Origin of the sequence: Kitasatospora sp. NPDC018058, from assembly GCF_044327205.1 — a bacterium.
Classification (GTDB): Bacteria; Actinomycetota; Actinomycetes; order Streptomycetales; family Streptomycetaceae; genus Kitasatospora.
The window spans coordinates 204511-227647 of record NZ_JBIRFA010000004.1 but is presented as its reverse complement, the minus strand read 5'-3'; the positions used below and the strand labels follow the sequence as shown (position 1 = coordinate 227647).

At 71.3% G+C, this 23137-nt stretch carries 12 protein-coding genes; 8 read left to right on the top strand and 4 right to left on the bottom strand.

Annotated elements, in window-relative coordinates; genetic code table 11:
* The first annotated feature begins 26 nt into the window (after positions 1–26).
* The 3 genes from lpdA (at position 27) to ACH4E7_RS07795 (ending at position 3885) form a co-directional block, all read left to right on the top strand.
* Positions 27–1415: a dihydrolipoyl dehydrogenase gene (gene lpdA / locus ACH4E7_RS07805; RefSeq protein ID WP_224284763.1), complete on the top strand. Its 1389-nt coding sequence runs from the start codon at positions 27–29 to the stop codon at positions 1413–1415.
* A 66-nt stretch (positions 1416–1481) separates the two neighbouring features.
* Positions 1482–3245 carry a 2-oxoglutarate dehydrogenase, E2 component, dihydrolipoamide succinyltransferase gene (sucB, locus tag ACH4E7_RS07800; RefSeq protein WP_396248106.1) on the top strand — a complete coding sequence of 588 codons (1764 nt, stop codon included), beginning with the start codon at positions 1482–1484 and terminating at the stop codon, positions 3243–3245.
* A 124-nt stretch (positions 3246–3369) separates the two neighbouring features.
* Positions 3370–3885 (top strand): DUF4240 domain-containing protein, encoded by a 516-nt coding sequence (locus tag ACH4E7_RS07795; RefSeq protein WP_396248105.1) that lies wholly within the window; start codon positions 3370–3372, stop codon positions 3883–3885.
* A gap of 57 nt (positions 3886–3942) precedes the next feature.
* Here ACH4E7_RS07795 and ACH4E7_RS07790 read toward each other — a convergent pair whose 3' ends face one another.
* Both ACH4E7_RS07790 and ACH4E7_RS07785 read right to left on the bottom strand, forming a co-directional pair.
* Positions 3943–5013, bottom strand: a complete 1071-nt coding sequence (locus tag ACH4E7_RS07790) for a DUF2510 domain-containing protein (protein WP_396248104.1) — start codon at positions 5011–5013, stop codon at positions 3943–3945.
* A gap of 97 nt (positions 5014–5110) precedes the next feature.
* Positions 5111–5617 carry a GNAT family N-acetyltransferase gene (locus ACH4E7_RS07785; protein WP_396248103.1) on the bottom strand — a complete coding sequence of 169 codons (507 nt, stop codon included), beginning with the start codon at positions 5615–5617 and terminating at the stop codon, positions 5111–5113.
* Positions 5618–5681: 64 nt separating this feature from the next.
* Between ACH4E7_RS07785 and ACH4E7_RS07780 the strand changes: the two genes are divergently transcribed.
* On the top strand, positions 5682–6587 hold the full coding sequence (locus ACH4E7_RS07780) for a TIGR01777 family oxidoreductase (RefSeq protein ID WP_396248102.1): 906 nt from the start codon (positions 5682–5684) through the stop codon (positions 6585–6587).
* A gap of 347 nt (positions 6588–6934) precedes the next feature.
* The gene (locus ACH4E7_RS07775; protein ID WP_396248101.1) at positions 6935–8266 is read left to right on the top strand and encodes an NAD(P)/FAD-dependent oxidoreductase; all 1332 of its coding nucleotides are present in this window, start codon (positions 6935–6937) and stop codon (positions 8264–8266) included.
* A 569-nt stretch (positions 8267–8835) separates the two neighbouring features.
* On the opposite strand, the gene ACH4E7_RS07770 is transcribed toward ACH4E7_RS07775, so the two are convergent.
* A complete protein-coding gene (locus tag ACH4E7_RS07770; protein WP_396248100.1) occupies positions 8836–10713 on the bottom strand; it encodes a regulator in 1878 nt (625 codons plus the stop codon).
* A gap of 309 nt (positions 10714–11022) precedes the next feature.
* Between ACH4E7_RS07770 and ACH4E7_RS07765 the strand changes: the two genes are divergently transcribed.
* Positions 11023–11784 (top strand): 3-hydroxybutyrate dehydrogenase, encoded by a 762-nt coding sequence (locus ACH4E7_RS07765; protein WP_396248099.1) that lies wholly within the window; start codon positions 11023–11025, stop codon positions 11782–11784.
* 133 nt (positions 11785–11917) lie between these two features.
* Here ACH4E7_RS07765 and ACH4E7_RS07760 read toward each other — a convergent pair whose 3' ends face one another.
* Entirely contained in the window at positions 11918–12400 is a 483-nt protein-coding gene (locus ACH4E7_RS07760; protein ID WP_396248098.1) for a hypothetical protein, read from the bottom strand.
* Positions 12401–12818: 418 nt separating this feature from the next.
* On the opposite strand from ACH4E7_RS07760, the gene ACH4E7_RS07755 reads away from it, so the two are divergent.
* Complete coding sequence (locus ACH4E7_RS07755; protein ID WP_396248097.1) at positions 12819–22511, top strand: LamG-like jellyroll fold domain-containing protein; 9693 nt, start codon at positions 12819–12821, stop codon at positions 22509–22511.
* Positions 22492–23034 (top strand): hypothetical protein, encoded by a 543-nt coding sequence (locus tag ACH4E7_RS07750; protein ID WP_396248096.1) that lies wholly within the window; start codon positions 22492–22494, stop codon positions 23032–23034. Before ACH4E7_RS07755 ends, ACH4E7_RS07750 begins: the two co-directional genes overlap by 20 nt.
* The last annotated feature ends 103 nt before the right edge of the window (positions 23035–23137 follow it).

Sequence of the window (23137 nt, the reverse complement as noted above, 5' to 3'; positions counted from 1 at the left end):
CCACCCCATTGCATGGAGGACGTGACGTGGCGAACGACGCCAGCACCGTTTTCGACGTAGTCATTCTCGGAGGCGGAAGCGGCGGTTACGCCGCGGCGCTCCGCGCCGCTCAGCTGGGTCTGAGCGTTGCCCTGGTCGAGAAGGGTGAGCTGGGCGGCACCTGCCTGCACCGCGGCTGCATCCCGACCAAGGCGCTGCTGCACGCCGCCGAGATCGCGGACGAGACGAAGGAGGCCGCCGAGTTCGGCGTGCTGGCCACCTTCCAGGGCATCGACATCAACGGCGTCCACAAGTACAAGGACGACGTCATCGCCGGCCTGTACAAGGGTCTGCAGGGCCTGGTGGCGTCCCGCAAGGTGACCTTCATCCAGGGCGAGGGCAAGCTCTCCTCGCAGACCTCGGTGGACGTCAACGGCCAGCGCATCGAAGGCCGTCACATCGTCCTGGCCACCGGTTCGGTGCCGCGCTCGATCCCGGGCCTGGAGATCGACGGCAACCGCGTGATCTCCTCCGACCACGCCCTCAAGCTCGACCGCATCCCGAAGTCGGCCGTCATCCTGGGCGGTGGCGTCATCGGCGTCGAGTTCGCCTCGGTCTGGAAGTCCTTCGGCGTCGAGGTCACCATCGTCGAGGCGCTGCCGCACCTCGTCCCGCTGGAGGACGAGAACTCCTCCAAGCTGCTGGAGCGCGCGTTCCGCAAGCGCGGCATCAAGTTCGAGCTGAAGGCCCGCTTCTCGGGCGTGGAGTACACCGAGACCGGTGTCCGCGTCTCCACCGAGAACGGCAAGCAGATCGACGCCGACCTGCTGCTCGTCGCCATCGGCCGCGGCCCGGTCTCGGCCGGCCTCGGCTACGAGGAGAACGGCGTCGCGATGGACCGCGGCTACGTCCTGGTCGACGAGTACATGCGCACCAACGTGCCCACCATCTCGGCCGTCGGCGACCTCGCCCCGACCCTGCAGCTCGCCCACGTCGGCTTCGCCGAGGGCATCCTGGTCGCCGAGCGCCTGGCCGGCCTCAAGCCGATGCCGATCGACTACGACGGCGTCCCGCGGGTCACCTACTCCAACCCCGAGGTGGCCTCCGTCGGCATCTCCGAGGCCAAGGCCGTCGAGCTGTACGGCAAGGAGAAGGTCGTCACCCTGAAGTACAACCTGGCCGGCAACGGCAAGAGCAAGATCCTGAAGACCGCCGGCGAGATCAAGCTCGTCCAGGTCAAGGACGGCGCCGTGGTCGGCGTCCACATGGTCGGCGCCCGCATGGGCGAGCAGGTCGGCGAAGCCCAGCTGATCTACAACTGGGAGGCCCTGCCGGCCGAGGTCGCGCAGCTGATCCACGCGCACCCGACCCAGTCCGAGGCCCTGGGCGAGGCGCACCTGGCGCTGGCCGGCAAGCCGCTGCACGCGCACGACTGATCGCGCCCACCACCCCCCGTTTCCAGTACTTCCCGTACGCAAGACTTGATAGGAGTCGCTGAAACCATGGCGGTCTCAGTAACACTGCCCGCGCTGGGCGAGAGCGTTTCCGAGGGCACCGTCACCCGTTGGCTGAAGGCCGAGGGTGAGCGTGTCGAGGTCGACGAGCCGCTGCTGGAGGTGTCGACCGACAAGGTCGACACCGAGATCCCGGCTCCCGCCGCCGGCATCCTGGCCTCGATCAAGGTCGCCGAGGACGAGACCGTCGAGGTCGGCGCCGAGCTGGCGATCATCGACGACGGTTCCGGCGCCCCGGTCGCGGCCGCCGCCCCGGTCGCCGAGGCTGCCGCTCCGGCCGCCCCGGCCCCGGTCGCCGCCCCGGCCCCGGTCGCCGAGGCCCCGGCTGCCGCCCCCGCCGCTGCTCCGGCCGCCCCGGCCGGCGACGCCACTCCGGTGCTGCTGCCCGCGCTGGGCGAGTCGGTCACCGAGGGCACCGTCACCCGCTGGCTGAAGGCCGAGGGTGAGACGGTCGAGATCGACGAGCCGCTGCTGGAGGTGTCGACCGACAAGGTCGACACCGAGATCCCGTCGCCGGTCGCCGGCGTCGTCGTCAAGATCCTGGTCGGCGAGGACGAGACCGCCGAGGTCGGCGCCCAGCTCGCGCTGATCGGCACCCCGGGTGCCGTCGCTGCCGCCCCGGCCCCGGCCGCTGCCCCGGCCCCGGTCGCCGCCCCGGCTCCGGTCGCCGCCCCGGCCCCGGTCGCCGCTCCGGTCGCCCCGGCTCCGGTCGCCGCCCCGGCCCCGGTCGCCGCTCCGGTCGCCCCGGCTCCGGTTGCCGCTGCTCCGGCCCCGGCCGCCCCGGCTCCGGTCGCCGCCCCGGCCGCCCCGGCTGCCCCGGCTGCCGACGCCGGTGACGCCTACGTCACCCCGCTGGTGCGCAAGCTCGCCGCCGAGCACGGCGTGGCGCTGTCCTCCGTCGCCGGCACCGGCGTCGGCGGCCGCATCCGCAAGCAGGACGTCATCGCCGCCGCGGAGGCCGCCAAGGCCGCCCCGGCCCCGGTCGCCGCCGCCCCGGCCGTCGCGCCGAAGGCCGCCGCCGCTCCGTCCGCCCTGCGCGGCCAGACGGTCAAGATGACCCGCATGCGCAAGGTCATCGGCGACAACATGATGAAGGCCCTGCACGAGCAGGCCCAGCTGACCAGCGTGGTCGAGGTGGACGTCACCAAGATCATGTCGCTGCGCGCCAAGGCCAAGGACGGCTTCCTCGCCCGCGAGGGCGTCAAGCTCTCCCCGATGCCGTTCTTCGTCAAGGCCGCCGCCCAGGCGCTGAAGGTCCACGCGGTCGTCAACGCCCGGATCAACGACGCCGAGGGCACCGTCACCTACTTCGACACCGAGAACATCGGTATCGCGGTGGACTCCGAGAAGGGTCTGATGACCCCGGTCATCAAGGGTGCGGGCGACCTCAACATCGCCGGCATCTCGAAGAAGACCGCCGAGCTGGCCGCCAAGGTCCGCGACAGCAAGATCACCCCGGACGAGCTGTCCGGCGCCACCTTCACCATCAGCAACACCGGCTCGCGCGGTGCGCTGTTCGACACCGTGATCGTGCCGCCGAACCAGGTCGCCATCCTGGGCATCGGCGCCACCGTCAAGCGCCCGGTGGTCATCGAGGCCGACGGCGGCACCGCCATCGGTATCCGTGACATGACCTACCTGTCGCTCTCCTACGACCACCGTCTGGTGGACGGCGCCGACGCCGCCCGCTACCTGGTCGCGGTCAAGGAGATCCTGGAGGCCGGCGAGTTCGAGGTCGAGCTCGGCCTGTAAGGCACCCCGGTCGTACGGAACCCCGCGTCGTCCCCGGACGGCGCGGGGTTCCGCCGTTTCCGGGCCGTGTTTCCGCCCGTCGTGGCATGCGCGGAGGCGGCCGAGCGGGGATGCTGGAGCGGTGATGGACGAGACCGACTTCTGGCAGATCATCGACGAGACCCGGGAGGCCGCCGACGGCGATCCCGACGAACAGGCCGACCGGCTGGTGGAGCACCTCGTCCGGCTGACCCCGGACGACGTGATCGACTTCGCCCGGCTGTTCGAGGCCCGGTTCCAGCGCGCCTTCCGCTACGACCTGTGGGGCGCGGCCTACCTGCTGCTGGACGGCGCCTCCGAGGACACCTTCGACTACTTCCGCTGCTGGCTGATCGGCCAGGGCCGGGACGTCTTCGAGGGCGGGCTGGCCGAGCCGGACGACCTGGCGGACCTGCTGCCCGAGTTCGACGAGGAGGAGGACGGCGAGGCCGAGGACCTCGGCTTCGCGGCCGACGAAGCGTACGAGCGGCTGACCGGCCTGCCGTTGCCCGAGGTGGGCGGTCGGCAGGCCGGGCGGCCGGCCGGGGCGGCACTGGACTTCGACGACCCGGACGTCATGGCGAAGCGCTTCCCCAAGCTCTGGGAGCGGTACGGGGAGTAGGGCCTGTCCCGTGGGTTTCGTCGGACCCGGCAGGGGCCCGGGGGACGGGCCCGGGCCTCAGGTCGAGCTGCCCGAGGAGCTGTCCTGCTCGATGCCCTTGAGGATCTGGTCCAGCACCGAGGAGTCCGGCGCGGCCGGGTCGTCGTCCACGCCACCCTCGAAGACCACGTAGCCGCCGCCCTTGGCCGGGACGGCGGCCAGCAGGACGTAGCCCTGGGTGCCGTCCGAGGTGCGGACGTGCCAGCGGACGGCGTAGCCGAGCACGCCGGCGACGCTGACGAAGCCGGAGCCGGAGTCGGTGTGCGCGGTGATCCCGGTGAAGATCCCCCCGGCGTAGGCCGGCATCGCCGCGTCGGCGGCCGCCTTGGGCGAGTCGCCCTGGATGGTGTCCTTCTCGATCGAGAACTGGCCGCGGATGCAGGCGTTGCCGTCCGCGCAGGTGTAGCGGCCGCTGCCGAGGTAGACCGTGGAGTGCGCGGGGTTGGGCGACACGTCCCAGCCGTCGAACACCGGGACGGTGATCGCGTGCTGCGGGTCCGGGACGGTGCTCTTCACGACCGGGAGGGGCTTGGGCGTCGCGACGGTGGGCGTGCTCGGGGTCGGGCTGGGGGTCGGCTCGGGACCGTCGCTCCGGCTGACCGACACGGTGGGGTTCGGGGTGGGGCCCGCCTTCGGGTCGCCGCCCTGGCTGAGCGCGATCCCGGCGATGATCCCGCCCACGGCCAGCACGGCGACCGCGATGCCGATGATCACACCGGGCTTGGTCTTCGTGGGACCCGGCGGCGGGTAGCCCGGGCCCGGGTAGCCGTAGCCCCCGCCCTGGTGGGCCTCCTGGCCGGGGTAGCCGTACCCGGGGGTCGGCGCGCCGTAGCCCGGGGCCTGGCCGGCGTCCTGGACCGGACGACCGTAGCCGGCGGCGGGCGAGCCGCCCTGCGCCGGGTAGCCGTAGCCGGGCTGCGGGGCGGGGGACTGCCCGACCTGGGTCGGGGCGTCGGCGAGCTGCCCGGTGCCGCCCTGGAGCGGCCGGACCTCGCTGGTCCATGCGTTGCCGTCCCACCAGCGCTCGTGACCGGGGGTGCCGTCCGCACCGGGGACCGGGTACCACCCGGGAGGCGTCGAGTTGCTCACGGCCGTACGGTACCCGGCGGGGCGCCGCTCCAGACAGGGCGGATACGTCACGACTCTGCAGCACCTTGCCTTCTGACGTGACGTCAGGTCGCGGACCTCAGCCGGTCAGGCGGCGGGCCATCCAGATGTCGTCCACGTACCGGCCGTCGATCAGGAACTCCTCGGCCAGCGAGCCCTCCACGACGAAGCCGCAGCTCTCGTACAGCCGCCGGGCCGGGGCGTTCCAGCCGAGCACCCGCAGGGTCATCTTGCGGGCGCCCTCGGCCCGGGCCGCCGCGCAGGCCGCCTCGACCAGGTGCCGCCCGACGCCCCGGCCCCGGGCCGTGTCGTCCACGGCGAGGCCCTGGATCTGCCGCACGTGCCGGTTGCTGGCCAGCGGGGTCGGCGGGACCTGGCGGATGTAGCCGACGATCCGGCCGTCCAGCACGGCGAGCAGGAACTGCTCGGGGGTGTGCCGCTCGTCGAAGACCGTCTCCTCGGCGGGCGGCTCCGGGGAGACGTCGGACAGGGTGGACCAGGAGGCGCGGCTGAGGACGGCGAGTTCGCGCTCGTCCTCGGGTCGGGCCGAGCGGATGATCAGATTGTCGCGGGACTCACGGAACATAACGCGCCATGCTACTGAGCCGCATGCGAAGGTCGGCGGGGTTAAGTCCTGCGAGGATGGGCCCATGCGCATCGCTGTCACAGGTTCCACGGGATTGATCGGTTCGGCGCTCGTCCGCTCCCTGCTGGCGGACGGCCATGAGGTGGTCCGGCTGGTCCGGCGCCGGTCCAGGACCGGCCCGCAGCCCGACGGCAGCACGGCGATCGGTTGGAACCCGCTGCTCGGCCAGGTCGACCGGGACGGGCTGGCCGGGGTCGAGGCGGTGGTGCACCTGGCCGGCGCCGGGGTCGGCGACCGCCGTTGGACGGAGGCGTACAAGCGGGACATCCGGGAGAGCCGGGTGTACGGCACCGAGACCCTCGCCGTCGCGCTGGCCGAACTCAAGGAGCCGCCGCGGGTGTTCGTCAGCGCCTCCGCGGTCGGCTGGTACGGGCAGACCGGCGACCGGGTGATCGACGAGGACTCCCCCGCCGGGGACGACTTCCTGGCCGAGGTGTGCCTGGAGTGGGAGGCGGCCGCACGGCCGGCCGAGCGGGCCGGGATCCGGGTCGTGCACCCGCGCACGGGGATGGTGCTCTCCACCGCCGGCGGGGCGGGCGCACGGCTGTTCCCGCTGTTCAAGCTGGGCCTGGGGGGACGCCTGGGCAGCGGGCGGCAGTACTGGAGCTACATCTCGCTGGCCGACGAGGTGGCCGCGCTGCGGTTCCTGATCGACCGGGAGGACCTCTCCGGCGCCTTCAACCTCACCGCGCCGGAGCCGGTGACCAACGGCGAGCTGACCAGGGCGATCGGGCGGGCACTGCGGCGGCCGACGCCGTTCCCGGTCCCGGAGGCGGTACTCAAGGCGGTGCTCGGCGAGCTGGCGGTCGAGGTGGTCGGCAGCCACCGGGTGGTGCCGCGGCGCCTGCTGGACGCGGGCTTCCGCTTCGCGCACCCGGACGTGGACTCGGCGGTGCGGGCGGCGCTCTGACTCCCACGTCGCGCGTAGGCCTCCTACGGCATTCACCCTGGCCAGGGGCATATGCCGGGCGGGGGTCGGACGGGGCTCCGGGAGGGGGCGCACGGGAGCACACTGCGGGCGCGTCGCACTCCCCCGGTGACCGTACGCGCCCGCCGACCCCGTAACCCGGTCGCCACGGCGCACTGTCCGTGACCGCGCCCCCGCCCGGCGCCGCGCAACCCCTCCCACCCCCCGCATCCGGTCCGCCGCGCTTGTCTGATGGTCACACTGACTGGGCATCACCTTCCTCGGACCGTGTCCCGGCACCCCGCTGCCTGCGTCGGCCGGAGCCCCGGGACCAGGGAGGGAGCACGCCAGTGCCCACGTACGACTTCACCCGCCGCGCCCGTCGACCGTCCGACCCGGACGTCGTCGTGGTCGGCGCCGGACTCGCGGGCCTGGTCGCCGCCCGCGCACTCGCCGGCCACGGCCTCGCCGTTCAGGTCCTGGAGACCACCGACCGGATCGGCGGCCGGATGGCCACCCGCGAGCTGGACGGATTCCGGCTCGACGACGGCAGCCACCTGCTGAACACCGCCTTCCCCGAGCTACGCCGGGCGCTCGACCTCGACCGCCTGGACCTGCGCCAGCTCACGCCCGGCGTGCTGGTGCACAGCGCCGGCCGCCGCTACCGCGCCGGGGACCCGCAGCTCACCACCGCCCGGCAGGCCGCCACCCGGGCGCCGCTCGGCAGCCCGCTGGACAAGGCCCGCCTGGGCAGCTGGCTCGGCCGGATCGCCACCACCCCGGCCGCCCGGCTGCAGGCCCGCCCGGAGACCACCGCCGCCCGCGCACTGGCCGGCCACGGCCTCGCCCCGCGCACCGTGGACGGCTTCCTGCGCCCGCTGCTCAGCGCGCTGCTCAGCGATCCGACGCTCGGTACCAGCAGTCGGATCGCCGACCTGGTGCTGCGCTCCTACGCCCGCGGCCGGCTCTGCCTGCCCGCCGACGGGATCGCGGCCGTGCCGGCCCAGCTGGCCGCCGCGCTGCCCGTCGGCACCGTCCGGACCGGGGTGCAGGTCACCTCGATCTCCGCCGACGGCGTGGAGACCCTCGCCCACGGGCGGATCGGTGCCCAGGCCGTCGTGGTCGCCACCGACGCCGGCTCCGCCGCCGAACTGCTGCCCGGGCTGCGGCTTCCGGACTTCCACCCCGTCACCACCTTCTTCCACGCGGCCGACCGCGCCCCGCTGAACGAGGCCGTGCTGCTGCTCGACGGTGACCGGCCGGACGGGCACCCGCCGCTGGTCTCGCACTCGCTGGTGGTCAGCGAGCTGCACCCGTCCTTCGCCCCGGCCGGGCAGGCGCTGATCGCCACCACCGTGCTCGGGCGGCGCTCCTTCGACGCGGGCGGCCCGGCCGGGCTGGAACCGGCCGTCCGGGCCCGGCTCGCCGAGCTGTACGGCGCCTCGACGACGGGCTGGCAGTTCCTCAGCGTGCGGCACGTCCCGGACGCGCTGCCCACGATGCCGCCGCCGCACAACCCCCGCCGACCGGTGCGGGTGCTGGCCGGGCTGTACGTCGCCGGGGACCATCGGGACACCAGCACCGTGCAGGGCGCGCTGGTCTCCGGGCGACGGGCGGCACGGGCGGTGCTGCGCGACCTCGGGCTGCCGGCGGACGCGCGGGAGGCCGAGGCGGCGGCCTGAGGCCGTCGCCCCGAGCCGCGCTGTCCAGGCGTCCGGACACGCCGGCGGTCTGCCGGGGTGACAGACCGACTGCGTGCCAGGGCGCCGGCATGACCGTTCTCACCGCTCTACTTGCTCCGACCTCACATCGGTCGGATGGTTTCCACCGTTCGACCGGTGGCCCGGTGGCCCGGTGGGATTCGGCGCGCTCTCCCGGTTCGGCCTGGCCGTGCCGATGTTCCTGGCCGGGTACGAGATCGATTTCGGCAAGCTGCGCGGTGGCCCGCCGAAACGGGCGGGCACCGCGTGGCCGGTCTCCGTCGTGGTGGCCCTCGGAGAGCACGCGCCGGTCGACCGGGACCCGCTGGACGGCGCCTTCGCCGGGCTCGCGCCCAGTGGACGACGGGCACCTGCCGTCCTTCAGGGCGGCGGCGCCGGTCGGCGCCGGGATGCTGTCGGTGCCGCTGTTCCGGTCGGCGGCCCAGCGGGTGCGCGGGGGCGCCCAGCGGCCGGTGGCCGCGGCTGCCGAGGGTCCGGGCCGAGAGTCACTGAGTTCCCGGCCCGGTTTTCGTACGTTTCCGTGCGGGTGGTCAGATCACCCCCGCCTGGCGGGCCGTCTCCTCGAAGGCACGGGCCACCGGGCTACCCCGGTAAGGGGTGAGGCGGCGGTGGAAGTCCCGGACGTACTCCAGCGAGCGGGCCGAGCGCATCTCCCCGGCCGCGCGCAGCGCGTCGGTGGCCATGGTGCAGGCCTCGTCGAGGTCGCCCATGCCGAGCCGGGCGGTGGCCAGCACCAGCCGGCAGAAGATCCGGCTGCGCGCGTAGGCGGGTGAGCGCAGTCGCAGCGACTTCTCGGCGTGCTGGGCGCAGGTGCGCCACTGCTGGAGGTCGCGGTAGCAGTGGGCGAACTCGTCGGAGAGCTGGGCCTCGTCGAAGTACCGTGCCCAGGAGGGCAGTTCGTCGCCCGTCCGGGAGGCCGCGAGCGAACGCTCGGCCCGCACCAGGGCGGTGGTGCAGGAGCGGACGTCGCCCAGCAGGCCGTGCCCGCGCGCCTCGGCGGCGTGCATCAGCGACTGGACCACCGGCGGGACGGCGGTGCCCACGCCCTGCTGGGCGACCCGGGCGAGCTGGACGGCCTCCCGGCCGTGGCCGAGGTGGACGGCCTGCTGGCTCATCGTCACCAGGACGTAGCCGCCGAGCGCGCGGTCCCCGGCGGCCTGGGAGAGGCGCAGCGCCTGGACGAAGTAGCGCTGGGCGAGGCCGTGCGCGGCGATGTCGAAGGACGTCCAGCCTGCCAGCCTGGTCAGGTCGGCGACCGCGCCGAACAGGGCCCGGCCGATCTGCTCGCCGTAGCGGCCGCGCAGCATCGGCTCGGCCTCGCTCTCCAGGTAGCGGACCAGTGCCTGGCGGGCGTGGCCGCCGCCGTAGGCCTGGTCGAGCGCGCGGAAGAGGTCGCCGACGGCGCGGATGGCGGCGATGTCGCCGCGGCCGACGCGCAGGGCGGGGCGCGCCTCGCGGGTCGAGTCGGTGTACGACGGCTCGACGGCGGTCGGCGGGCGGCGGCTTTGGGTGGGTACCCGGCCGATGGTGGCGGCGGTGCCGGTGGTTCCGGCGGTGCTGCGGGAGCCGAGGGCACCGACGGCCGGGCCGCGCGCGGGGCTCGTGGTGGGTGCGCCGGGCGCGCTCGGGATGCTCGGCGCCGGAGCGGTGGTGGCGGCGCTCGGTGGCCCGGCGGCGGTGTCGGGGCGGACCATGGTGGAGCCGTCGCGGGCGACGCGCTCGTCGGTGCGGCCGATCAGCCAGTCCCGGCTGGGGACGACCAGGCCGGCCGGGGTGAAGGCGATCCGGCGCAGCTCGGACTGCGGGCCGTTGTCCTTGCGCCACATGCTCGCCACGATGTCCACCGCCTCCTGCGGGGTCTCGGCGAACTCCAGGCCCGCGTAGACCGGGGCGCAGGCGTCCAGGCCGAGGTCCTGGGCGGTGAGACGGCGGCCGAGGCGGCGGGTGAAGACCTCGGCGATCAGCGCCGGGGTGGCGCCGCGGGGCTGCTGGCCACGCAGCCAACGGGTGACCGAGGTCTTGTCGTAGCGCAGGTCGAGGCCGTGTTCCAGGCCGAGCTGGTCGACCCGGCGGGCCAGGCCGGCGTGCGAGAAGCCGGCCTCCTCGATCAGCGCGGCGAGCTGGCCGTTCTGCGGGGTCGGGCCGGAGTGGCCGGAGTGGCTGCCGTGGCCGCTGGTGGTCGCGGAGGCGGGTGCGGCGGCGGCTTCGTGCCGGTCGGGTGTTGCCTGCACGGGCAGCCGCAGTTCGTCGGCGGTCGGGGCGTCGGCGGTCAGCGTGTCGCCGGTCAGAGCGCTGGGGGCCAGGGCGTCGGGGGCGTCCGGAAGGGTCCGACCGACCGGACCTCGGTGCTGGCCGAGCGGGTCGAGCGGTCCGTACGCCGGGCTGTCGGTTGCAGGCCGTTGGGGCATGTCAGTCAACACCTCTCGGACGTCGCACCGGGCTCCACCAGCACTTCGGCGGCCTGGGGCGGCGCCCCCTGTCGGGAATCGGCGTGAATGTAGCGAGCATTCGGGCGCTATGGGTGGATCTGACCGAGCAATCCTCCGAACGGGTGAAGCATCCGCGCCCATTGTGGGGAAGCGAGGTCAGGATGGGTTTGGCCGTCTAGGGTCGAACCGCCGATCGATCGTCATGTTGGTTTCCGCTACGGGGAAACCGGATGCTGTAGTGGACCGCCACATGGGAGCCGGGCCGTCGGATTCCTACCGTTCTCGGCCATGGACACCTCTACTGCCCGCCCGCTCGCCGGCCGTACGGCCCTGGTGACCGGAGCCGCCTCGGGCATCGGCCGGGCCTGTGCCGAGGCCTTCGCCGGGGCCGGCGCCCGGGTCTACGTCGTCGACCTCGCGGCCGGCCCGGCCCAGGAGCTCGCGGAGCGGATCGGCGGCCGCGCGATCGTCGCCGACCTCGCCGATCCCGAGGCCGTGGACGCCCTGCCGGACGACGCCGACATCGTGGTCAACAACGCGGGCCTGCAACACGTCGCGCCCGTGCACGAGTTCCCGGTCGACCGTTTCACCCTCATCCAGCGCGTCATGGTCGAGGCCCCGTTCCGCATCCTGCGCCGCACCCTGCCCCACATGTACGAACAGGAGTGGGGCCGGATCGTCAACATCTCCTCCGTCCACGGCCTGCGCGCCAGCGCCTTCAAGTCCGCGTACGTCACCGCCAAGCACGCCCTGGAGGGCCTGAGCAAGACCGTCGCCCTCGAAGGCGCCCCCCACGGCGTCACCAGTAACTGCCTCAACCCGGGCTACGTCCGAACTCCCCTGGTGGAGAAGCAGATCGCCGCCCAGGCGCTCGCCCACGGCGTCCCCGAGGACGAGGTCGTCGAGCGGATCATGCTCGACCGCACCGCCGTCAAGCGCCTCATCGACCCCTCCGAGGTCGCCCACCTCGCCCTCTACCTCTGCACCCCGCCCGCCTCCTACATCACCGGCACCAGCCTGCCGATCGACGGCGGCTGGACGGCGCACTGAGCTCCCTCCACTTCTCGGGGGCTGAGAAGAGTGCGCCGCCCCTCCTCCGGCGAGGAGGGTCGGCGCACTACAGACCGAGCCGTGGGAGAGGTCGAATACCGAGTGGAGCCCGGTGAGTTCACCCGGGCGAAGCTCAGCTCCCAGCGGCGCTTTCCGTCACGGCCTGCCGCACCCGCTCCTGCAGATCGTCCCCCGGCTGGAGGCTGCGCACATTGGCCGCCGGGCCGGCTGTCCCGACGATCAGGAAGTGCTGGTCGGGATGGGCCTTGGCGGCGGCTTCGACGGCCGGTGCGAATCGCCCGTCGGTGGAGGCCGAGATGATGAGTGAGCAGTTCTTCAGGATCAGGCCGCCGATGGCGCCGTCCGCCTTGCCGGGGTCGGCGGTCACATAGCCTGCCCGCGCGTGCAGCGGGCCGGTGGCGGCCTGGGTGCCGGCCCAGGCCTGGGTGGCGGGCGAACCGGGCGCGAGACCGGTGGTGTCGGTGATCAGGCAGGCGTTGAAGGCGATGAACGGCTGGGTCGCCGTCGGCTTGGGGGCCGGGTGCGCCGAGGAGCAGCCGGCCAGCAGCGCCAGGAGCAGGGTGCCCGCGACTCGGGTGACTGACTGCGATCGCATGGCGGATGGCTCCTGGTTCTCGTCTTGATCGATGTTGATCATAGGGCATCCAACGGGCACAGGATTTGCCCGAATCTTCCATGGTTAGACCGCATTTGAGCTGACCTCACCTCACGGAGAGGTGGTCAAGACTCGTCACGCGAGCCACACGAAAGCCCACCCATCTCCACCGAACGCCATCACGCCCAGTCATGGCGCACACGCACGACCAGCCTGTTGACGCGCACACGCCCTGACGGAATGTCGACAGATGGACACATTGATCACATTGCTGATAGAACCGCGCCGCTTAATGTGATCTTCATAATGGGAGGGAATTGTGCGCCCGCGTTCAGGGTTGCTACCACCTGCCGGTGGCAGGAGGCGTCTGCTGCGGTGGACGTCGTCACTGACGACACTGGTGGTCGGCTTCGGTGTCGTGACCGACGCCGCCAGTGCGGTACCGCTACCGGCGACGGCCGTCGCCTCGGTGGCGAGCAAGCGGATCGACAGCGGCAAGGTGTCCACGCCGCAGCAGGGTTCGGGTTCAGCGGCGAACCGGCCGCACCAGGCGTCGACGGCTGACACCCGCGGGGCCGACACGGGGCCGGCCGCCGGCCACGGTCCCGGTGCGGCTCCCGGCCAACTGCCGCCGTTCGACCCGAAGAACCGCCTGGCCAACCCGTTCCAGGTGGACGGATCCGGCCAGGTCAAGGCCTCGCCGACGGCTGCCCCCGGCAAGCCGGCCCTGACCGGCTTCGACGCCGGGAAGAGCACCGAGGACACCGGCAAGCGCAACGACCACGAGAAGGTCTTCAAGAACCCGGACGGCACCCAGACCGTACGGACCTACGCGGGCCGGGTCTCCTACCCCAACCCGGACGGCAGTTGGTCGGACATCGACCCCACGCTGGTACCGGCCCCCGCTCCGTCCGCGGCTCCCGCTCCGGGCGCGACCCACGCCTCGTTCCTGGCCGCCGCCCCGAGCGTGGTCACCGCCCGGGCGGCCTCCGCCACCGGGGCCACGCCGCAGGCCAGCCCGAAGCTGACCAAGAAGGCCGACTCCCAGGACGTGGAGTTCGCCACCACCGCGACCGACCCGCAGCTGATGTCGATCAGCGGGGACGGGAAGAACCGGGTCTCCTTCGGCCTTGAGGACGCCGCAGCCGTACAAGGACACGTCTCCGGCAGCGAGGTGACCTTCCCCGGTGTCCGGCCGTCCGCCGACCTGGAGCTGAAGAGCGTCAACGAGGGCTTCAAGGAGACCATCGTCCTCCACGACGCCAACGCGCCGACGGAGTGGACGTTCCCGATCAAGTCCTCGGGCCTGACGCCGAAGATCGCCGCCAACGGCGATGCGGTGTTCACCGACGCCTCCGGGGCGGTGAAGGTGACCGTCCCGGCCGGAACGATGACGGACGCCAACATCGACCCCCGCTCGGGTGAGGGCGCGTTCTCCAACGGCGTGAAGTACTCGATCGTCGACGACCACGGCGGCAAGGCTCTGCGGGTCACCGCGGACGCGGCCTGGGTCCACGACCCCGCGCGGGTGTTCCCCGTGAAGGTCGACCCGTCCTCGGCGAACACCAACACCGACACCTCGGCGTTCTTCGAGTACAACCTCGTCGCCGGGATGACCAACATCCCCAGCAGCTCCAGCAACGCGAACCTGAAGGTCGGCGACTACGACGGCTCGCACGCCGCGGCCGGCTACGTCCGGTTCCCGGTGCAGACCTCCATCCCGAACGCCTCGGTGATCGGCGGCGGCGTCAACCTCTACACCGTCTGGTCCGGCTACTGCACCGCGGCCGAAGAGGTCGACGTCAAGGCCATCACCAGCGGCTGGAACCTCAACAGCTCGCAGTCGTGGCCGGGCGTCGGCTACAGCGGCAACATCATGGGCCGTGCCTCCTTCACCGGCGGCACCGGCACCGGCTGCGGCGGCTCGCAGTGGGAGCGGATCCCGCTGAACAGCGACGGCGCCAGCCAGGTCACCTCCTGGACGCACGGCGGCGCCAACAACGGCTTCCTGCTGTACGGGTCGGCCAACGACGTGTACCACTGGAAGCAGTTCAGCTCCGCCGCGGCCTCCTCCAACATCCCCTTCCTGGACGTCACCTACGCCCCGGACGACGCGAGCTTCAACTTCGCGAGCACCTGGGACTACTACCCCTCGCACATCCAGCAGGGCCTGATCGCTGTCACCGTCACCAACACCTCGTCCAACACCTGGACGGCCGGGTCCGGCAACGGCTCGTACGCGCTGGGCTCGCGCACCTACCGCAGCGACGGCTCGCTGGTCGGCTGGGGCACGGCGGTCTCGCTGCCCAACAACGTCGGCCCGAACCAGTCGGTGAAGCTGGAGGCGGTCAGCCCCGCGCTGTCCCCCGGGTCGTACACGCTGTGCTGGGAGATGGAGAAGCGCGGCTCCTACGCGTTCAGTGACGTCGGCGGGCACAACGCCTGCTGGTCGTACACCATCAACAACATCGCGCCGCAGATCGACACCTCCTACCCGCCGAACAACGCCTCCGCGCCGACGCTGACGCCGACCCTGTTCGCGTCCGGCCACGACCCGGACAACTGGCCGGCCACCGGGCTGACCTACAAGTTCGGCGTCTGCTCCGGCACCCCGGCCGCGCCGGTCAACTGCTTCGACTCCGGCGCCCTCGCCGGCTCGACCAGCTGGCAGGTGCCCACGGGCAAACTCGCCTGGGGCCAGTCGTACTTCTGGCAGGTCTGGATATCCGACGGCAACGCCACCGCGGGACCGTTCGTCCAGGGCTACTTCAACACGACGGTCGCCCAGCCGCAGATCACCTCGCACCTGACCGAGAACCCGGCGGCGCGCGGCTTCGACCCGCTGAGCGGCAACTACAGCATCGAGTCGACCGACTCCACCGTGGCGACCGCCGGTCCGGCACTGGAGGTGCGCCGCACCTACAACAGCCTCGACCCGCGCACCAACGGCATGTTCGGTGCGAGCTGGATCTCCCCGTTGGACATGCGGGCGACCATCGACGACGACGGCTCGAACAACGTCCTGATCACCAACGCCGACGGTCGTCAGATCCGCTTCGGCTGCAACCCGAACACCGCCGCCGGCGCTCCGTGCACCTCGTACGTCCCGCCACAGGGCATGTATGCCACCCTGACCGCGCAGACGGGCGCCAACAACGCGATCACCTCGTTCGTGCTGACCGAGAAGGGTGGCACCGCCTACACCTTCAACGTCTCCTCCGCGAACCCGGCCACCTTCCTGCTGGCGCAGGTGAAGGACTCCGACGGTCGCGTCAACTCCCTGTCCTACGACGGCTCCGGGCTGCTGCAGAGCATCACCAGCGGCACCAGCGGCCGCGCCCTGCACCTCGGCTGGAGCACCCCGACCGGCGCGACCGCGCCGCACGTGGCCCGGGTGTTCACCGACCCGGTCGTCGGGACCGACCAGAACACCGACCTCACCTACCTCTACTACTACACCGGCGACACCCTGACCAAGGTCTGCCCGCCGACCTCGACGACCGCCTGCACGAACTACGCCTACACCACCGGCTCCCACTACAGGACCTCGGTCCTGGACGCCGGCCCGCAGTCCTACTGGCGGCTGAACGAGCCGGCCGGCGCCACTGCGGCGGCCAGCAGCGTGGCGGCCAACGAGGGCAACGACAACGCCACGTACAGCAACGTCACGCTGGGCCAGGCCGGTTCGATCGCCGGCTCGCCGGCGACCACGGCGTCGTTCAACGGCACCAACTCCTCGATCCGCCTGCCGGACAACACGATCTCGTCCACGGCGAACCTCGCGATCGAGCTCTGGTTCAAGACCACCAGCACGACGGGCGGCAACCTGGTCGCCTACCAGGACGTCCCGCTGGGCAACACGGCGAGCAACTGGACGCCGGCGCTGTACCTCGGCACCGACGGCAAGCTGCGCGGTGAGTTCTGGCAGGGCGCGGCGACGCCGATCACCTCGGCGAACCCGGTCAACGACGGCAACTGGCACCACGTGGTGCTCTCGGGCGCCCAGACCACGCAGACGCTGTACCTGGACGGGCAGCAGGTCGGCACCCTGGCCGGCGCCATCTCCAACTCCAAGCAGCCCTACACCTACGTCGGTTCGGGCTACTCCAGCGCGGACTGGGACGGCCAGGGACGCGGCGACCGGTACTTCAACGGTCAGATCTCCGACGTCGCGGTCTACAACCACCCGGTCGGCGCGGCCACCGCGGCGACCCACAACCAGGTCGGCCGCAACGCCGCCCAGGCCCTGCTGACCAAGGTCACGCTGCCGTCCGGCAACGTGCACGCCCAGGTCGGCTACGACATCGCGGCCGACCGGGTCAACCAGGTCACGGATGCCAACGGCGGCACCTGGAAGCCGAACGCCCCCGCGGTGACCGGCTCCTCCGGCGTCTACCGCGCCGCGGTGCAGGCCTCGAACCCGCAGGGCTACTGGCGGCTGGCCGACACCGCCGGCACCGACGCGGCCAACGTGTACGGCACCGGCTACGGCAGCTACGACCGCACCACGCTCGGTGTGCCGGGCCCGTACTCCGCGGGTGACGTCACCGCCGCCTCCTTCGACGGTTCGTCCTCCTGGATGGCACTGCCGTCCGGGCTGGTGCCGGACCACGGTCCGTCCGCGCTGGAGCTGTGGTTCAGCACCTCGACGCCGGGTGGGGCGCTGTTCTCCTACTCCGCCCAGGTGGTGAACGACCCCAACGGTCCGCTGGGGTCCTACACCCCGGCGCTGTACGTGGGCCAGGACGGCAGGCTGCAGGGCGAGTTCTGGGACGGCAACGCCACCGCGATGTCCTCCAGCGGCTCGGTGGCCGACGGCAAGTGGCACCACGTGGTGATGTCCACCGACGCCACCGGTGCGAGCCAGGCGCTGTACCTGGACGGCAACCAGATCGGTTCCAAGGCGAACGCCGTCAGCCAGACCGGCTGGGGCATGACCAACGTCTACCTCGGCGCCGGTCTGATCAACGGCAACTGGCCCGACAACCCGGCCGACCAGGCCGGGCACTTCAAGGGCAGCATCAGTGAGTTCGCCTTCTACAACCACCAGTTGACCGCTGCGGACGTCACCGGCCACTTCCAGGCCCACGCCAACAGCACCACGGCGCTGACCACCACGGCGACCGTGACCGATCCGACCGGCAAGACCGTCTCGTCGTCCTACGACCCCACCAACAACGGCCGCATGGTCTCCTCCACCGACGCGCTCGGTGCGACCACCAAGTACGCCTACGACACCGGTGGTTTCCTGCTCACCGTCACCGACCCGAACGGCAACACCAAGACCGACGGTCACGACGCCCGGGGCAACGTGGTCAGCGAGACCACCTGCCAGGACCAGAACCACCAGGTCTGCTCGACCGATTACCACACCTACTACCTGAACCCCGCCAACCCGCTCGACCCGCGCAACGACGCGGTGACCGACACCCGGGACGGCCGCTCGGCCTCGGCGACCGACAACACCTACTGGACCCACAACGATCTGGACGCAGCCGGACGCCTGATCGCCACCACGACCCCGCCGTACGCCAATGGCACCGGCCGCAAGTCCACCACCACCTACACGGCCGGCACGGAAGCGGCCGCCGACTCCGGCACCGTGCCTCCGGGCCTGCTGGCCAGCAAGACGACCGCGGGCGGTGCGACGGCGACCTACAGCTACTTCCACAACGGCGACCTGGCCCAGGTCACCGACCCGGCCGGTCTGGTGACCAAGTACGCCTACGACCAGCTGGGCCGGATGACCAGCCACACCGCCTACGACTCGGTGAGCTACCCGAACGGCCTGACCAGCACGGCGACCTACGACAGCGACGGCAAGTTCCTTACCCAGACCGAGCCGGCGGTCACCGACCGCGTCACCGGCGCGGTCCACACGGAACAGACCACCTTCACCTACGACGCCGACGAGCGCGTCCTGACCGAGGTCAAGGCCGACCTCACCGGCAAGGACGCCTCGCGGACCGAGACGTTCACCTACAACAACCTCGGCCAGGTGGTCACCACCACCGACGCGGCCGGCAACAGCGAGAGCTTCGGCTACGACGCCTACGGCAACCGGAACGCCAAGACCGACGCCAACGGCACCACCATCGCCTACGCCTACTCGCCCCGCGGCGAGCTGCAGACCAGCACGCTCAAGGGCTTCACCGGCGACCCGACCGCGCCGTCCGCGGCCACCGATCTGGTGCTGGAGTCCAAGGCGTACGACCCGGCCGGCCGACTCGCCTCGCACACCGACGCGGTGGGCCGGACCAACTCCTACACCTACTACGACAACAACCTCATCAAGACCGAGCAGCGCGCCGACACCACGGGTGCCTCGCTCCAGCTGCACGCCTTCACCTATGACGGCGCGGGAGACCGTCTCTCGGACCTCGCCGACGGCGAGACCCTGACCAACTACACGGTCGACGCCGCCCACCGGGTCACCTCCGAGGCCGTCAAGGTCGGCCTGGACACGACCAGCCAGCCGATCTGGCGCACCACCGCGATGACGTACGACGCGGACGACCACGAGACGTCGGTCAGCCGGACCGACTCGACCGGCGCGCTGACCGAGCAGACCGACTACACCTTCGACCCGATGGGACGTGAGCTCACCAGCGTCGTGCACAACGGCGCCGCCAACCTGACCACCACGTGGAAGCGGGACAAGCGCGGTCTGGTGACGACGGAGATCGACCCCAACGGGGACGAGACCGACTTCGCCAACGACGAGGTCGGCCGCCACTCCTACACCTCCGAGCCGACCCGGTCGGTCGAGGCGGTGGGCGGCACGGCCGTGACCGCCGCGCCGTACGTCACCTTCGGCTACAACACCTTCGGTGAGCAGACCTCGCACTCCGACCAGCGGGGCAACGTCTGGTACACCACCTACGACGCGGTGGGCAAGGTCACCGGCACCATCGAGCCGTCCTACACGGCACCCGGCGCCACGACCGCGATCACCCCGACCACCAGCAACACCTACGACAAGCTCGACCAGCTGGTCTCGCACACCGACCCGCTCGGCAACACCACGAGCTACGTCTACGACCAGCTGGGCCGCGAGGTCACCAAGACCGACCCGGCCGTGGGCGGCGCGACCACCGGCGGCGTGTGGCACTACAGCTACGACGCCGTGGGCGAGCAGCTCGCGCAGACCGACCCCACTGGTGCGGCGCAGCAGGCCACGTACGACTTCATGGGCCGCAAGCTGACCGAGACCCTGGTCGAGCGCTCCCCGTCGGCCGCGGCGTACACCACCACGCTGGCGTACAGCAGCACCGATGACCTGACCTCGGAGACCTCTCCGACCGGGGTGGTGACCACCTTCGGCTACAACCTGGCCCACGAGAAGACGAGCCAGACCGACGCCTTCGGCAACACCACCACCTACGCGTACGACGCCGTCGGCCGCGAGGTGAGGATCACCGACCCGTCGGGCACCGGCCAGAACACGGTCTGGGACCCGGCCGGCCGGATCACGTCGGTGAGCGACTTCGACGCCACCGGCAAGACCCTGCGCTCGCGCAGCCTCGCCTACGACGCCGCAGGCAACATCACCTCGGCGACCTCGGCGCTCGGCTACACGGTCGCCTACACGTACGACACCGACCACCACCAGCTGACCGAGACGGAGACGACCGCGCCCGGCGCGACCATCACCACCTCCGTCGGCTACGACGCGGCCGGCAACCGCACCCGCTACACCGACGGGCGCGGCAACAACTTCCTGACCACCTACAACAGCTGGAACCTGCCCGAGTCCCAGATCGAACCGGCCACCACGGCCTACCCCAACGCGGGCGACCGCAGCTACACCACCGGCTACGACGCGGACGGACAGCCCGTCACCCTGGCGGAGCCGGGCAACGTCACCCGCAACCGCACCTACGACCAGCTCGGACGGCTGACCAAGGAGACCGGCACCGGCGCCGAGAGCGCCACCCGGGACCACACCTTCGGCTACGACCTGATGGGCCGGGTCACCTCCGCGGCCACGCCCACGACGAACGACACGTTCGCCTACAACGACCGCGGGCAGCTGCTGTCCGCCGCGGGCCCCTCCGGGACCTCCTCCTTCGCCTATGACGGCGCGGGGAAGGCGACCACCAGGACGGACGCCTCCGGCACCTCCACCTACACCTACGACAAGGCCGGCCGACTGGCCACCCTGGCCGACCCGGTCACCGCGACCACGGCCACCTACGGCTACGACAAGGACTCCCAGCCCGCCACCGTCAACTACGGGGCCGGCAACAACACCAGGAACCTCTCCTTCGACCCGCTGCACCGCCTCACCGGCGACAGCGTCACCACCGCCGGTGGTGCCACCGTCTCGTCCATCGCGTACGCCTACAACCTCGACGACCAGATGACGTCGAAGACCACCACGGGCTTCGCCGGCGCAGCCACCAACACCTACACCTACGACCAGACCGGGCGCCTGACCTCGTGGAACAACGGGACCGCGAACACGGCGTACGCCTACGACGCGTCCGGTAACCGCACCCAGATCGGCTCGCGGGCACAGACCTACGACGCCCGCAACCGGCTGATCTCGGACGGCACCGCGAGCTACGCCTACACGGCCCGCGGCACCATGTCCGGCAAGACCCCGACCGGTTCGACGGCCACCGAGGTCATGCAGTTCGACGCGTTCGACCGGCTCAAGGCCGACGGGACGCAGAGCTACGACTACGACGCCCTCGACCGGATGGTGACCACCGGGACGACCACCCTGGCCTACTCGGGCACCGGCAACGAGGTCGCCTCGGACGGCACCGCCACCTACTCGCGCGACCCCCATGGCGCGATCACCGGCATCTCCCAGGGAGGCACCAACACCATCGCCCTGACCGACCAGCACGAAGACCTGGTCGGCGACTTCACCGCGGCGGGCACGGCGCTGGCCGACTCGGCGGCGTACGACCCGCTGGGCAACACCATCGCCACCGGCGGTGCCAAGCACCTGCTCGGGTTCCAGTCCGGCTACACGGACCCGACCACGGGCAAGGTCAACATGCTGTCCCGCTGGTACGACCCGTCGACCAGCAACTTCGTCTCGCGCGACACCTACAACCCCGACCACGTCGTCTCGGACCTCCCCGACCGCTACGCGGCCGAGGGCATGGACCCGTGGTGGTCGGACCCCAACCCGAGCATCGGGCAGGACCGTTACGCCTACGCCGACGGTGACCCGCTGGCCTTCACCGACCCCGACGGGCACTGCCCCCGGTGGCTGAAGTCGGCCTGCCACGTCGTCGGCAAGGCCGTCGACAAGGTCGAATCGGCCGGGTCGGAGATCATCCACCACCCGATGGATGCCGTGAACACGGGGCTCAACTTCGTCTACCAGGTGTCCGGCGCGGCCGACGTGGTCAGCTGCGCGACCCACCCCGGCTGGAGCAACTGCGGTCAGGCCCTACTCGCCGTCGCCTCCTACGTCCCGGTGGTCGGCGAGGCCGCGATCCCGCTGCGCGCAGCATCCATGGCCTCGAAGGCCGCTCGCGTCGTCAGCACCGTGGGCAAGGGCGCACGTGCCATCAACACCGTCATCTACGGAGCCCACGTCGCCAGCGACGTCTACCACGGCAACTACAAGCAGGCCTTCAAGGACGTCGCCGGCTACATGGTCCTCGGCAAGCTCGCCAAGCACGTCGGCCCTGGCGCCAAGCGCGGCGCGAACTGGCTCGGTAAGACGCGCTACGGCCGCCCGGTCAAGATCGCGGTCAACAAGCAGATCAGGCAGGCGAAGAACAAATTCAAGAACAAGCACTGGCCGCAGATCAGCCGGCAGGAGCAGGCTGCCCACTACGCGGGCACAAAGGAGCACAACCGGCGGATCAATCCGCCCGCCAATTCCAAGAAGGGGCCCCAGTCGACATCGATCTGGACCGTCAGCAACAAGCGCGCGGAATTCCTGACGCATGTAGCGTGGAAGATCGGTAGGAAGACCGGTAACGACGGAGGTGAGCGGGTGCTCCGGCTCCCCCGCCGCTTCACCGTGGGAACGATCAAGAACATCGACCCAAGCTCCTCGCACTTCGGTCAGGTCCGACCGCAGCACAGGGTCCGAGTGACGATCGGGAAGGGGAAGATCCATGGCACGCCCTGGGGATAGCAACCAGGAGGCCCGCATCGAGGGCTATCTCGACCGTGCCCGCCTCACCTACGGCACTCTGGAAGACCCTGATTTCAGCTTCACGGCCAGGGCCTTCAACGAGCAGCCCTACCGTGATCTGGTCGCGAAGCTCGCCGAGATCGTCAAGGTCGAGGACATGACCGACCTGAACGACAACACTTGCTTCGACTACGGCCTGATCCAGCGCCGTGCTGAGTGGAAGCTGAAGCTGTCCATGGTCGGCCCGTACGCCATGCTCACGCGCGTGACCAGGGGCTGGCCGCGGAGATTCCGCATCCTCAGCGTCGAGGTGGTCGAGGAACCGACCGCGGGCACCGAGCAGGCCATCGTCGAGCTGGTCCGGGAGGCAGGGTTCACGATGATCTCCGCGGCGGACGCCGAGTACTCGGTCCGCTTCGCTGCCGACCCGGGCGCCGAGCCGGTGGACGGCCCGCTCTATCGGGTTCTGTTCAGCACCATCCCCGAGGAGGTGGAGGACCTCTCCTGGCGATATCGGTACTAGTGGCCGGTAACTAGCGATACCGCGGCCAGGGATCGGGCGGCTTTCCGCCCGATCCCTGGCCGCAGTCTTCCGGCATGAACGCAAGAGGACCAGGCAATCCGAG